This window comes from Kitasatospora sp. NPDC059817 (assembly GCF_042731835.1).
Classification (GTDB): domain Bacteria; phylum Actinomycetota; class Actinomycetes; order Streptomycetales; family Streptomycetaceae; genus Kitasatospora.
The window spans coordinates 5253-17398 of sequence record NZ_JBHWIR010000162.1 but is presented as its reverse complement, the minus strand read 5'-3'; the positions used below and the strand labels follow the sequence as shown (position 1 = coordinate 17398).

The 12146-nt window shown below is 74.3% G+C and carries 10 protein-coding genes; 2 read left to right on the top strand and 8 right to left on the bottom strand.

All coding sequences use genetic code 11. The annotated features are described in order from the left end of the window. Positions 1-127: 127 nt before the first annotated feature. Both ACFV61_RS27565 and ACFV61_RS27560 read right to left on the bottom strand, forming a co-directional pair. A complete protein-coding gene (locus ACFV61_RS27565) occupies positions 128-709 on the bottom strand; it encodes a HutD family protein (RefSeq protein WP_380494480.1) in 582 nt (193 codons plus the stop codon). A gap of 108 nt (positions 710-817) precedes the next feature. Then, positions 818-2089, bottom strand: a complete 1272-nt coding sequence (locus ACFV61_RS27560; RefSeq protein ID WP_380494478.1) for an MFS transporter — start codon at positions 2087-2089, stop codon at positions 818-820. A 17-nt stretch (positions 2090-2106) separates the two neighbouring features. Here ACFV61_RS27560 and ACFV61_RS27555 point away from each other — a divergent pair, with 17 nt between their 5' ends. Together ACFV61_RS27555 and ACFV61_RS27550 are read left to right on the top strand one after the other, a co-directional pair. Further along, entirely contained in the window at positions 2107-3384 is a 1278-nt protein-coding gene (locus ACFV61_RS27555) for an ROK family protein (RefSeq protein ID WP_079136045.1), read from the top strand. A 142-nt stretch (positions 3385-3526) separates the two neighbouring features. Then, the gene (locus tag ACFV61_RS27550; RefSeq protein ID WP_380494477.1) at positions 3527-4738 is read left to right on the top strand and encodes a PLP-dependent cysteine synthase family protein; all 1212 of its coding nucleotides are present in this window, start codon (positions 3527-3529) and stop codon (positions 4736-4738) included. A 179-nt stretch (positions 4739-4917) separates the two neighbouring features. Here the strand turns inward: ACFV61_RS27550 and ACFV61_RS27545 are convergent, their stop codons facing one another. From ACFV61_RS27545 to ACFV61_RS27520, 6 genes are all read right to left on the bottom strand, one after another. Then, a complete protein-coding gene (locus ACFV61_RS27545; RefSeq protein ID WP_380494475.1) occupies positions 4918-7362 on the bottom strand; it encodes a right-handed parallel beta-helix repeat-containing protein in 2445 nt (814 codons plus the stop codon). 246 nt (positions 7363-7608) lie between these two features. After that, complete coding sequence (locus ACFV61_RS27540) at positions 7609-8487, bottom strand: MOSC domain-containing protein (protein WP_380379308.1); 879 nt, start codon at positions 8485-8487, stop codon at positions 7609-7611. A gap of 199 nt (positions 8488-8686) precedes the next feature. Then, entirely contained in the window at positions 8687-9496 is an 810-nt protein-coding gene (locus ACFV61_RS27535; protein WP_380494473.1) for a DUF6643 family protein, read from the bottom strand. 345 nt (positions 9497-9841) lie between these two features. Continuing rightward, positions 9842-10291, bottom strand: coding sequence for a large conductance mechanosensitive channel protein MscL (gene mscL, locus ACFV61_RS27530; RefSeq protein ID WP_063350160.1), 450 nt, complete (start codon positions 10289-10291; stop codon positions 9842-9844). A 206-nt stretch (positions 10292-10497) separates the two neighbouring features. Further along, the gene (locus ACFV61_RS27525; protein WP_380494471.1) at positions 10498-11019 is read right to left on the bottom strand and encodes a glycosyltransferase family 4 protein; all 522 of its coding nucleotides are present in this window, start codon (positions 11017-11019) and stop codon (positions 10498-10500) included. Next, positions 11019-11903 carry an oxaloacetate decarboxylase gene (locus ACFV61_RS27520; RefSeq protein ID WP_380429897.1) on the bottom strand — a complete coding sequence of 295 codons (885 nt, stop codon included), beginning with the start codon at positions 11901-11903 and terminating at the stop codon, positions 11019-11021. The genes ACFV61_RS27525 and ACFV61_RS27520 overlap by 1 nt, the downstream gene beginning before the upstream one ends. Between the last annotated feature and the right edge of the window lie 243 nt (positions 11904-12146).

Genomic DNA, 12146 nt, shown 5'->3' with positions numbered 1-12146 from the left:
CCCCAGCCCTCGGCAGCCCCCTGCTGCGCCGCAACCCCCGCCGCCCGCTCAGCCGCCCCACCCCGCCGCTCCTCCCGGGCCGCAGCGTTCCGGTGTCCGGGCGCCCGCGCGCCCCGGTTCCTCGGCGTCAGCGCGACGGGCGGAGCGTGACCACGGCGGTGACCCCGCCGGCCCGGACCAGCACCTCGCGCGGACCGGCTCCCTCCAGCAGGGCGGCGTCGTAGCGGTCGAGCACCGTGTCACCGTCGACGACGGCCGAACCGGCGAGGCAGACCAGCAGGACGGTCGCCCCCGGCGGGACGTCCACGACGGCCGGTGCGGTCAGCACGTCCACGGCGGCGGCGACCCGGCCGCGACGGGTCATCACGTTGAAGTCGACCACCGGGCCGGCCGACAGCCGGCAGTCCGTCACGGCGTCACCGGGGAAGGCGAAGGGGCGGAAGGGCGCGTCGACCAGCTGCTCGGCGCCGTCGACGGTGAGCGTCATGCCGGGGCCCTCGACCAGGGTGATCACCCGGTCGACGCCGGGGAACGGCGAGAACGGCCCGGCCGACGCGACGTCCGCGAGGCTGACCCGCCAGTCGAAGGCGTCCAGTCCGGCCCCGACGGGGAAACCGGCGACCTCCCTGGTCACCCCGCCCCCGTTGAGCCACGCCGTGGCCGGGCGCTCGGCCGCCCGCAGTACCTGGATCCGTCCGCTGCTCGTCATGGCCCGCATCCTGCCACCACGTCCGCGCGCGGCCGCGTCGGGCGTCGCCCGGGGCCGTCGGCGGTGGGGTCGGTCGGACCGGCCGTGCCGACGACCCGGGTGCTCCCGTCAGCGCCGACGGACGGCCAGCGGTAGGAGCGCCGCCGCCGTGGCCGCCACCGCGACGGTGGTCAGGGCCATCGGCAGCCCCGCCGCGTCGGCGAGGAAGCCGATCACCACCGGACCGATCAGCATGCCGCCGTACCCGAGCGTCGAGGCGAACGCGACGCCCTGCGGGCCGCCCGCCGCACCGGCCCGGGCGATCGCGAGGGGGAAGAGGTTGGCGAGGCCGAGGCCGACCAGGACGAACCCGCAGACGGCCAGCGGCACCACCGGGGCGAGGGCGGCGACCAGCATGCCGGCCGCCGCGGTCAGGCCGCCGAGCAGCATCAGCCGGGTCTGGCCGAACCGGATGGACAGCCAGGTGCCGCCGACCCGTCCGCTGGTCATGGCGAAGGCGTACGCGGCGTACCCGGCGGCGGCCGTCCCGGGGCTGGCGTGGACGTCGTCGGTGAGGTGGAGGGTGGTCCAGTCGGCGATCGCGCCCTCGCCGTACGCGGTGCACAGCGCGGTGAGGCCGAGCAGCAGGACGAGCAGCCGCAGGTGCGGGGCGGCGCGGCCGGCCGTGGCGCGGGTGCCGTGGCCGTTCGCGTCGTCGCCCGTGGCGTCGCCGTCGCCCGTGCGGCCGGGCGCGACCAGCGGCGCGGCCGGGCTGCGCAGCAGGACGACGCCTGCGGCGGCGGTGACGGCGAGGCCGAGCAGACCGCCGAGCGCGAGCGCCCAGGCGGTGCTCAGCGCACCGGCGAGGAGCCCGCCGAGGCCCGCGCCGAGCAGACCGCCGAGGCTGTACCCGGCGTGGAAGCTCGGCATGACGGGCCGTCGCAGCTGCGCCACCAGGTCGACGGCGGCGCTGTTCATCGCGACGTTGGCGCCGCCGTACCCGGCGCCGAAGAGCAGCAGCACGCCGCCGAGCGCGGTGACCGAGTGGGCGTGTGCGGGCAGCGGGACGGCGAGGCTGAGCAGGGCGAGCGAGCCGACGGTCACCGGGCGCGAGCCGTACCGCAGGCACAGCCGCCCGACGAGCGGCATGGTGAGGACGGCGCCGATCGACAGACAGAGCAGGGCCAGCCCGAGGGCGCTGTGCGAGGCGTTGACCTGGCTGCGGATGTCCGGGATGCGGACCACCCAGGCGGCGAAGAGGAAGCCGTCGACGGCGAAGAACGCGGTGAGTGCGAGCCGTGCCGAGCCCCAGGGGCTGTCCGTGCCGGGGGGTGTGCTGAGAGACTGGGGGGAGGTCTGGTCGGGTCGAGGACGCGGGCGGATTTTGTTTCGAAGCGGCACAAAGTCACAATAGGGGCGTGCAGCTCTCACCTTCAAGTCCGCGACCAGGTTCCGGAACCGACCTCGAAGCGCAGCGCGACGCCCACCGCCGCGCGGCCCCCGATCGCGGTCGGACGCTGCTCGGCCCCGCGCTCTCGCTCATCCACACCGGACAGACGCCCACCCGCTCGGCGCTCACCCGCGCGCTGGACGTCACCCGGGCCACCGCCGGGGCCGTCACGGCCGAACTGGAGGCGCTCGGGCTGATCACCGTCGACTCGCGCCCGGCCGGCGGCGGACGCGGACGCCCCTCGCACCGGCTCGCGATCGACCCGCAGGGCCCGGTCGTGGTCGCCGGGCAGATCCACGCCGACGGACTGAGCGTCACCCTGGCCGGCCTCGGCGGCCTGCTCGACCCGCCCGTCCACCTGCCGCTGCCCGCCGCCACCGACCCCGTCCGGATGCTGCGCGCCGTCGCCGAGGCGGGCGCCGAACTCGCCCGCGCGACCAGCCGGCGCTGCCTCGGCGCCGCGCTCGCCCTGCCCAACCCGGTCACCGAACCCGACGGCGCCGCGCTCGCCGCACTGCACTTCGCCTGGCCCAGCGGCACCCCGGTCGCCGACCTGTACGACGTCGAGGTGGGCCGCGCCGACCACGGCCCCGGCGCCCGTCGGCCACTGCCCACCGCCCTCGCCAACGACGCCAACCTCGCCGCGCTCGCCGAGTACCGGCACGGTGCCGGGCGCGGTGCCCGTCACCTGCTCCTCGTCACCTCCGGCCACCGCGGCGTCGGCGGTGCGCTGGTGATCGACGGCCACCTGCACACCGGCAGCGCCGGGCTGGCCCTGGAGGTCGGCCACCTCACCGTCGACCCGCAGGGCCGGCTCTGCCCGTGCGGCAACCGGGGCTGCCTGAACTCCGAGACCGACCCCGACGCACTGTTCGCCGCCGCCGGGCTCACCCCCGAACCGGGGCGCCCGCTGCTCGACCAGGCGCGCGAACTGTGCCGGGCGGCCGCCACCGACGATCGCGCGCGGGCCGCCGTGGAACACGTCATCGACCGGCTCGGGCTCGGACTCGCGGGCGTCGCCAACATCCTCAACCCGGACCGGGTGGTCCTCAGCGGGCTCCACCTCGACCTGCTGGAGGCCGCGCCCGAGCGGCTGCGCGCGGTGGTCGCCGAGCGCAGCCTGTGGGGGCGCAGCGGGCGGGTGCCGATCGTCGGCGCGGAGCTGGCGCACGGCGCGCTCGCGGGTGCGGCGGAGCTGGGCTGGGGGCCGTACCTGGCGGACCCGCAGTCGGTGACGGCGGGCTGAACCCGGGGCCGGGCGTCGGGCTGGGGGCGACAGGTCGGACCAGGGGCGATAAGCGGAAGCTGGGACTGCGAAAACGGTCACTTATCGTGACTCTCATACACTCGTAGTGAGCAGTGGGGGGTCGTAACGAGGGAGAGTGGCCATGAGCACCCAACCCGGCGGGACCCAGTCCGGCGGAGCGAGCGGCATCGAGTCGACCGCGAGCGTCGAGCCGACCGTCGAGCCGACCGTCGACGTCGCGCCGACCACCGGCATCGAGCCGACCGTCGACGTCGACCGGACCGACCCGCAGTACCGCGCCTGGCTCAAGGAGGCGGTGCGCAAGGTCCAGGCCGACGCCAACCGCTCCGCCGACACCCACCTGCTGCGCTTCCCGCTGCCGGGCGAGTGGGGGATCGACCTCTACCTCAAGGACGAGTCCACCCACCCGACCGGCTCGCTCAAGCACCGCCTGGCCCGCTCGCTCTTCCTCCACGGGCTCTGCAACGGCTGGATCCGCCCCGGCAAGCCGGTGATCGAGGCCTCCAGCGGTTCCACCGCCGTCTCGGAGGCGTACTTCGCGCAGCTCGTCGGGGTGCCGTTCATCGCGGTCATGGCCAAGAGCACCAGCCAGTCCAAGATCGACCTGATCGAGTTCCACGGCGGCGAGTGCCACCTGGTCGACCGCTCGGACGAGGTGTACGAGGCCTCCGCCCGGCTCGCCGAGAGCACCGGCGGGCACTACATGGACCAGTTCACCTACGCCGAGCGGGCCACCGACTGGCGCGGCAACAACAACATCGCCGAGTCGGTCTTCGCCCAGCTGCGCCTGGAGCCGCACCCCGAGCCGGCCTGGATCGTCGCCACCGCCGGGACGGGCGGCACCTCGGCGACCATCGCCCGGTACGTGCACTACATGCAGTACGACACCCGGATCTGCGTCGCCGATCCGGAGAACTCCTGTTTCTTCGACGGCTGGGTGCACCACGACCCGGACGCCGTCTGCGAGCGGGGCTCGCGGATCGAGGGCATCGGACGGCCCCGGATGGAGCCGAGCTTCGTCCCGGGGGCGATCGACCGGATGATGAAGGTGCCGGACGCCGCCTCCATCGCCGCCGTGCGGGTGCTGGAGCAGGTGCTCGGGAAGAAGGCGGGGGCGTCCACCGGGACGGGGCTGTGGAGCGCGCTGAAGATCGTCGCCGAGATGCGGGCGGCGGGGCGGCGGGGCAGCGTGGTCGGTCTGATCTGCGACCCGGGCGACCGCTACCTGGACAAGTACTACTCGGACGACTGGCTGGCCGGCGAGCGGATCGACATCGCGCCGTACCGGGCCGTGCTGGAGTCCTTCCTCGCCGGCGGCGCCTGGACGGGCTGACGCCGAGGTCGCCGGCCGCCCGCTCGCCCGCCTGCCCACCTGCTCGCGTCGGCGGCGGCGAACAAACGACCGCGAACAAATGACAGCGAACAGATAACAGCTTTCAGATAACAGATTTCAGACTCTGTTATCTGTTCGCCGCCCTCCCCGCCCGACGCCACAGCGCCGAGCCCGCGGCGTCAGGGCAGCGGCGCGCCCGGCAGGTCGGCCGGGACGAGGAGTTGGAGCTCCTCCGTCGAGGGGTCCGCGAGGTGGGCGACCCGCATCGCGTGCCGCTCGACCATGGTCTCGAAGACCTGCCGCGCAGTGCGTCCGTTGCCGAAGTTGGGGCCGCGCTCCAGCCGGGCGAAGTGGTCCAGCAGCACGCCCTCGGTCGCCTCGGCGAGCGCGTACTCGTGCTCGGCGCACTGGGCCCGGGCGATCTCCAGCAGCTCGTCCGCCGTGTAGTCGGGAAAGGTGACGGTGCGTGAGAAGCGGGACGAGACACCGGGGTTGGCGGAGAGGAAGCGCTCCATCTCCAGGGTGTAGCCGGCCACGATGACGACCACTTCGTCCCGGTGGTCCTCCATCAGCTTGACCAGGGTGTCGATGGCCTCCCGCCCGAAGTCGCGCGCGCCGTCCTCGGGTGCGAGCGCGTACGCCTCGTCGATGAAGAGCACCCCGCCGCGCGCGCGGTCGAAGGCGGCGGCGGTGCGGATCGCGGTGGAGCCGATGTGCTCACCGACCAGGTCGACCCGGGCCACCTCGACCAGGTGTCCGCGCTGGAGCACCCCGAGTGAGGCGAGGATCTCGCCGTAGAGCCGGGCGACGGTGGTCTTGCCGGTGCCGGGGGCGCCGGTGAAGACCAGGTGCCGGCGCAGCGAGGGCGCCTTGAGCCCGGCCTGGCGGCGGCGCTTGCCGACCGAGATCAGGTCGATGAGCGTGCGCACCTCCTGCTTGACGGTGGCCAGCCCGACCAGCGCGTCCAGTTCGGCGAGCGCCTCGTCGGCGGGCCGGCAGTCCGGGATCGGGGCGATCGCCGAGGTGGCGGCCGACGCGGCGGACGTGGCGGCGGCGGTGCCCGCCGCACCGGCCCTCCCGGCCAACGGGGCACTGGCGGAGGCCAGTTGGGCGGCCCGCGGGCCCGGCACCTCGGCCGCGCCGGCGGCCGGTGCGACGTCGTCCGAGGTGCAGCCCTCGGCGACCGGCCCGGGCTCGGAGAACTCGAAGCCGGCCCGCTCGTTCTGCTCGGCCCGGCAGCGGGTCAGCTGGGTGCGGCAGCCGTCGATGATGTGGAAGCCGAAGCCCTTGCCGTGCGAGACCCGGCAGTCCTCGAAGGTGCCCCGCCCCTGCGCCGAGACGTACACGCCGGCGTCGGTGCTGGCCCGGACGGTGCAGTCGCGCAGCACCGGGTCGGCGCCCTTGGTGACGATCACCCCGGTGGCCACGTCGGAGATCTCGCAGTCGGTGAGCAGGCCGCCGCTGCCGTGGTCGCGGAACCACAGGCCGGTGCCGGCCTCCTGGACCCGGCAGCCGGTGAGGGTCACCGCCGCGCCGCCGCTGACCGAGACCGCCGAGCTGCGGATCCGGCTGAAGGAGCAGTCCGCGGCGGTGGCGGCGGAGTCCCGGTCGAGGACGAACAGCGCGTCCGGCAGGTCGTACAGCGAGCAGTCGGTGAGGGTGAGCCGGGCGCCGTCGCTGACCCACAGCGCCGGGTACTCGCCGGTGGAGCCGTGGATCTGGCAGGACTCGGCGACGGCCTCGGTGCCCTGGTCCCAGACCGAGAGCGCCCCGCGCCCGAAGTCCCGGACGGTGCTGTGGTTGAGGCTGAGCCGGGAGCGGCCGCGCAGGTCGGCGCCGTTCTCCGGCAGGTCGTGCACCCGGCAGCCGGTGAGGACGAGTTCGGCCTCGCCGTCCAGGGTCAGGCCGTTGCCGGTGACCCGGTGGATCTCGCAGTCGACGAGCCGCCCGCGGGCCTGCGATTCGGCCTGGACGCCGCTGCCGCGGATCTCGTAGATCTCGCAGCCGGTCAGTTCGGCGGCGCTGCCCGGGTCGGAGAGCAGGACGCCGGCGCCGACGGCGTGGTGGACCCGGCAGCGGTCGAGGGCGGCGGTGGCGCCGCCGAGGACGGCGAGTCCGGCCTGCCCGGCGGCGGCGACCTCGCAGTCCTCCAGGGCGGCGGCGGTGCCGGGGCCGCGCAGGCGCAGCCCGAGTCCGGCCGGGTTGGCGACGACGCAGCCGCGCAGGGTGGGCCGGGCACCGTCGGTGATCTCGATGCCGGTGGCGGAGCGGGTCTCGATCCGGCAGCCGCTGAGCGAGGGTGCGGTCTGCGGCCCGGTGATCAGGACGGCCGGGGTGGAGCTGTCGCCGCCTTCGACGACGAGGTCGCGGACGATGGCGTCGGCGGTGACGGTCAGCGCCACTCCGGACGGCGGGTCGATCCGGACGGTGCCCGGGCCCTGGGCCGGGACGATCGTCACGGGCTTGTCCAGCAGTACGTTCTCCCGGAACGTCCCCGGCCGGACGGTCACGGTGTCGCCCGGTTCGGCGGCCGCGAGGGCCTCCGCGAGGGTGTCGTACTCGCCTGCGCGGCGGCGCCAGCGGGATGCGCTGTCCTGGGTGACCCGGACCCTGTGCTCTGCCATGACGGTCTGTCGTCCCCACCTTCGTCGAGCCGGCGTTCAACGGGCCGTACGCGCGGGCCGCCCGCCCACCGTAGCGCGCCTCCATGGGTGGTCCGGTCGGCCGCGGTCGCGCGGGCACCGGGGGCTCGCGCCTTCGCCACAGGTTCCGACCACATGTTCAACGAGCGCGCACACCTGTGGTTCCGAGACGGGGACGCGCCGCGGGGGCGGCGGCGGGGGGAGCCGGTGAACCGGAGCGCCGCCGGTTCACCCCCGCGCGTCGGCGGGCCACTGCGCCCCGTCCTCCAGGACCTCGACCCGGTCGCCGACGCGCAGCGTGCCGAGCACGTCGCCGGTGGTGCCGGCCGGCCGCTCCGGGATCAGGTTCTGCCCGAACGCGGCCTTCTTCAGCAGCCGGTGGTGCCGGGCCAGGGTGCGCAGTGGTTCGGGGCCGCGCCGCTCGCCGCTCTCCTGGTCGGTGGTGGTGATGACGCAGCGGCCGCAGGGCTTGACGACCTTGAAGGTGAGGTCGCCGATCCGGATCCGGCGCCAGCCGTCCTCGGCCCACGGCTCGGCGCCGCCCACCACGGCGTTGGGGCGGAAGCGCTCCATCGGCAGCGGCTCGTGGCCGTCGGGGTGCTCGGCGGCGATCAGTTCGTTGAGCCGTTCCAGCGAGGCGGTGGTGGTGAGCAGCAGGGGGAAGCCGTCGGCCATCGAGACGGTGGTGCCGGGCTCGGCGTAGTCGGGGTCGGCCGGCCGGGCGTGCGGGTCGTCCAGGTGGACCAGGCGGTAGTCGCCGAGGTGTTCGGCGATCCACCGGTGCGCTTCCTTGGCGGCCTCGGCGGCGCGGAAGCGGGTGCCCCAGACCTCGACCTCGGCGAGCGGGTCGCCGGCTGCGACGGCGGGCGCGGGGACCTCGATCCGGGAGCCGTCGGGGGCGGTGAGGGAGAGCGCGCCGTCGGGGAGCAGGTCGGGCCTGATCTGGCCGAGGGCGGCGTTCTCGCGCTGGCTGACGAAGCGTCCGGTGGTGTCGGCGAGCATCCAGCGGCGGTCTCCGGCCAGGCCCCAGGGTTCGACGGCGGCGGTGTCGGGGCTCAGGCGGTACATGGACTTGACGGGGTAGACGTGGAGTCCGGTGAGCTGCATTCCCCCATCCTGCCAGCCGGTTCCCGGCGGTCCGCAGGGCCCCCGTACGCGCACGGACCGCCCGGGACGCCGTGGGGGGCGTTCCGGGCGGTCCGTGGATGACCCGTTTCTCCGTACGCCCGGCGCGGGGAGCGCGCCGGGTGGTGCTCAGGTGGTGCGGGTGCGGGCCGGGTGGGGTCCGGCCCTGGAGGTCAGTGGCTCAGTAGCCCTGGCCCTGCTGCTGGTAGCCGCCCTGCTGGCCCCCCGCGTTGTAGGCGTTGTGGCCGGGCTCGCCGTACGGGCCCGGGCGCTGCGGCTGCATCGGGCGGACCGGCGCCATGGCCGGGCGCAGCTGGGCGCCGCCGAAGCCCTGGTCGCCGCCCTGGCCCTGGAAGCCGGGGCCGGCCTGGCCGGGGCCGCCGAAGGACTGCTGGCCGCCGAGGCTCTGCGGACCGCCCTGCGGCTGGCCGCCCGGCTGCCCGGGGCCGAACGCGCCCGGACCGCCGATCGGCTGCGCGCCGAAGGACTGCTGGCCGCCCTGGCCGCCGATGAAGGTGTTCTGGCCGCCGAAGCTCTGGCCGCCGGTCGGCTGGTAGCCGCCGCCGGCGGTCTGGGCGAAGGCCGGTGCGGCGGGCTGCGGCCGCTGGTACTGCTGGGGGGCGCCGTAGCCGGGGACGGGCGGCTGGGGCGCGGAGGCGTACGCCGGCGCGGGCTGCGCGGGGATGTACGCCGTGGCGGGACCGGCGGAGGGGCCGCTGCTCGGGCCGGGGCCCAGGGCGAGGCGGGCGGGCGGCAGCGCGGGGAGGTTGCTGCCGGCGCTCTCGTACCCGTTGCCGTACCGGTTCTCGTAGGACGGGCCGGCGCTGGCCCCGTAACCGGACGACATGGCCGGCGGAAGGGCCGCCGGCACGTTGATGGGTGCGATCTGGGGGACGCCGCGCTCAGCCACGAGGCTGTCGTAGATCGGCGTGCCGGAGGAGAAGGACGGAGAGGGGTAGCCGACTCCGTCGTAGGAGCGGGGCGAGGTCATGGGGCATACGGTAAGCCCACAACGCGCCTGCTGAGGAGAGCGGGAGGGGGAGCAGTTCGACTGTTTACACAGTCTTCGCTCGCACAAAGGTTTCGAAAGTAGGAAGAACGGACATACCGGCGTTCAGTTCCGGACAACCTTGGCGTGCCGTCAGTGATCGAACAGTACCCGGACGGCGGCGCGGCGAACCCTTGCGGTGACCGGGCGGTGGACGGTTCGGGGCCCGCCGGAGAAACTTTTGCGGACAGGGCGTGCGCCGGCGCATTCGAGCCCCCGCCGACGGTCCGACGAGGGCTCGTGAATGTTTCGGGAATAAAGTCCCCGTCAGCGGCCTCGGGCCCGTGGTCAGCTCGCCTGCAACGCCTGCGCCTGCGCCGGGAGGCCCGGCCGGCCCGCGACCTCCGAGGTGCAGAAGGAACAGCGGGTCGCCGCGGCCGGAATCGGGCTCAGGCACTCCGGGCAGTCGACCTTCACGACCGGCGCCGGCTTGGCCGACTCGAAGCGCGCCTGCAGCCTGCCGACCGGAAGCACCACGGCGAAGTAGATCACCGCGGCGACCAGCACGAACCCGATCAGCGCGTTGACGAAGACCCCGTACGGGAACCGGGTGCCGGCCACCTCGAAGGTCTTCTGGGTGAAGTCGCCGACGGCGCCGGTGGCGACCCCGATGAGCGGGGTGAGGAAGGCGGTGACGAACCCGGTGACCACGGCGGTGAAGGCCGCGCCGATCACGATGCCGACTGCGAGGTCCACCACGTTGCCGCGCAGCAGGAAGCTGCGGAATCCCTTGAACACCGGGTGACTCCAAATCCGTACGGGGAAGGGGGAGATGAGGCAGCGCGACGGGCGCCCCGGCCGGACATCCTGCCGACCGGGCCGGGCCGAGGTCCAACCGCGTTCACCCGATCCGCGTAACCGGCCGCAGGACACGCCGGCCGGATCCGGGCGCAGCCCGGGCGCTCCGCGTACGGGTCGATCCGGCCGCCGCCGGGTCGCAGGGGTCAGAGCGGCCGCACCCGCAGCGCGCGCTCGTAGAACTCGACCATGTGCGCGGACACCTGGGACAGCGTGAACGAGGCCAGGAACCGTGCCCGCGCGGCCTTCGCCCGCACCCGCGCCGCCGCCCGGTCGTCCAGCGTGTCGACGACCGCCGCCGCCAGTTCGGCCGGCCGCTCCGGCGCCACCAGCCGGGCGTAGTCCTCCGAGCCGACCGTCTCGCGCAACGCCGGCACGTCCGCGCAGACCAGCGGCACCCCGACGCCCATCGCCTCGATCGCCGTGCCGCCCTGGCCCGCCCAGCGGGACGGCACGGCGAGCACGTCGGCAGCGGCCATCAGGTCGGCCACGTCCTCGCGCGGCCCGAGCAGGCGGACGCTCCCGGCTGACTCGGCGAGCGCCCGCAGCCGTGCGCTCTCCGGGCCCGCCGCGCCGGCGAGCAGGCCGCACGCCCCGGCCAGCCCCAGCGCGGTGGCCCGCAGGACGGCGGCCGCCGGGGGCGGGGCGGGACCGCGCAGCCCGGCCATCACGCCGTCACCCCCGCGAAGGGGCGGGAGCGCGCGATGTTCCGCTCCAGCAGTTCGGTGGACTCCCGCACGCCGATCTGCCGGCTCTCCCCGGCGCCGGCCGGCAGCCGCCCGTCGGCCACCTTCAGCCCGGCCAGCGCCTCGTCCATCGCCCGGTGGGCCGCGAACAGGCAGGGTGTGCTGTAGATGGCGACGTCCACCCCCAGCTCGGTCAGCTCGGAGAGCGACAGCCGGGGGGACTTGCCGCCGGCGATTTGGTTGAACAGCAGCGGCTTGTCGCCGACGACCCCCCGGATCCGCCGGATCCAGTCCTCGCTGCGCACCCCGTCGACCAGCACCACGTCGGCGTCGGTGGCGGCGAGGGCCCGGGCGCGGCGCAGGATGTCCTCCTCCTCGGTGGCGTCGGTGCGGGCGACCACCAGGAGGTCCGTCCGGTTGGCGAGGACGAGGTCCAGCTTCTCCAGGTACTCCTCCAGCGGGAGGACCTGTTTGCCGTCGGCGTGGCCGCAGCGGCGCGGCCGTTTCTGGTCCTCCAGGATGACGCCGGACGCGCCGATGCGTTCGAGCCTGCGCACGACGTGGCAGGCGACCTCGGGATCGACGTAGCCGTCGTCGATGTCGACCAGGAGATGGTGCTGGGGGAAGGCGCCGCGCAACCGTTCGACGAAGCCGACCATGTCCGGCCAGGCGATGAACCCGATGTCGGGCAGGCCGTAGTAGGAGGCGGCGAAGCCGAATCCGGAGACGAACATGCCGTTGTAGTGCTCGGCCGCGATGGAGGCCGAGTACATGTCGTAGACGCCGATGAGGGGCGTGGCTCCCGGGCTCGCGATCTCCTCGCGGAGCCGCTGCCCGTGGCCCGACGCCGTGGTTCCGTGGAACATGGCCTTCTCCTCACTCGCGGTGGCTTTGCCTGAACTTGGTCTTCCCTAGACCAGACTGAGGTGCCATCACTATGTGGCCTTTAACGTTCCGTGGGCAAATCTTTAAGAGAGATTCACTCATTCGAGTGAGGCGTGGAATTGAATATATGTCAGACATATAAAAAGGGCGGTGGGGGGGTATATACACCCCACCACCCTGATCCGGTCGGCCCGGTCGCCGGAGAATCCCGCGACCTCGGCGAT

Excerpts from the sequence above, each read along its gene's own strand:
- ACFV61_RS27565 (WP_380494480.1), bottom strand. The coding sequence starts at position 709 with ATGACGAGCAGCGGACGGATCCAGGTACTGCGGGCGGCCGAGCGCCCG.
- ACFV61_RS27550 (WP_380494477.1), top strand. The coding sequence starts at position 3,527 with ATGAGCACCCAACCCGGCGGGACCCAGTCCGGCGGAGCGAGCGGCATC.
- ACFV61_RS27545 (WP_380494475.1), bottom strand. The coding sequence starts at position 7,362 with ATGGCAGAGCACAGGGTCCGGGTCACCCAGGACAGCGCATCCCGCTGG.
- ACFV61_RS27540 (WP_380379308.1), bottom strand. The coding sequence starts at position 8,487 with ATGCAGCTCACCGGACTCCACGTCTACCCCGTCAAGTCCATGTACCGC.
- ACFV61_RS27535 (WP_380494473.1), bottom strand. The coding sequence starts at position 9,496 with ATGACCTCGCCCCGCTCCTACGACGGAGTCGGCTACCCCTCTCCGTCC.
- ACFV61_RS27525 (WP_380494471.1), bottom strand. The coding sequence starts at position 11,019 with ATGGCCGGGCTGCGCGGTCCCGCCCCGCCCCCGGCGGCCGCCGTCCTG.
- ACFV61_RS27520 (WP_380429897.1), bottom strand. The coding sequence starts at position 11,903 with ATGTTCCACGGAACCACGGCGTCGGGCCACGGGCAGCGGCTCCGCGAG.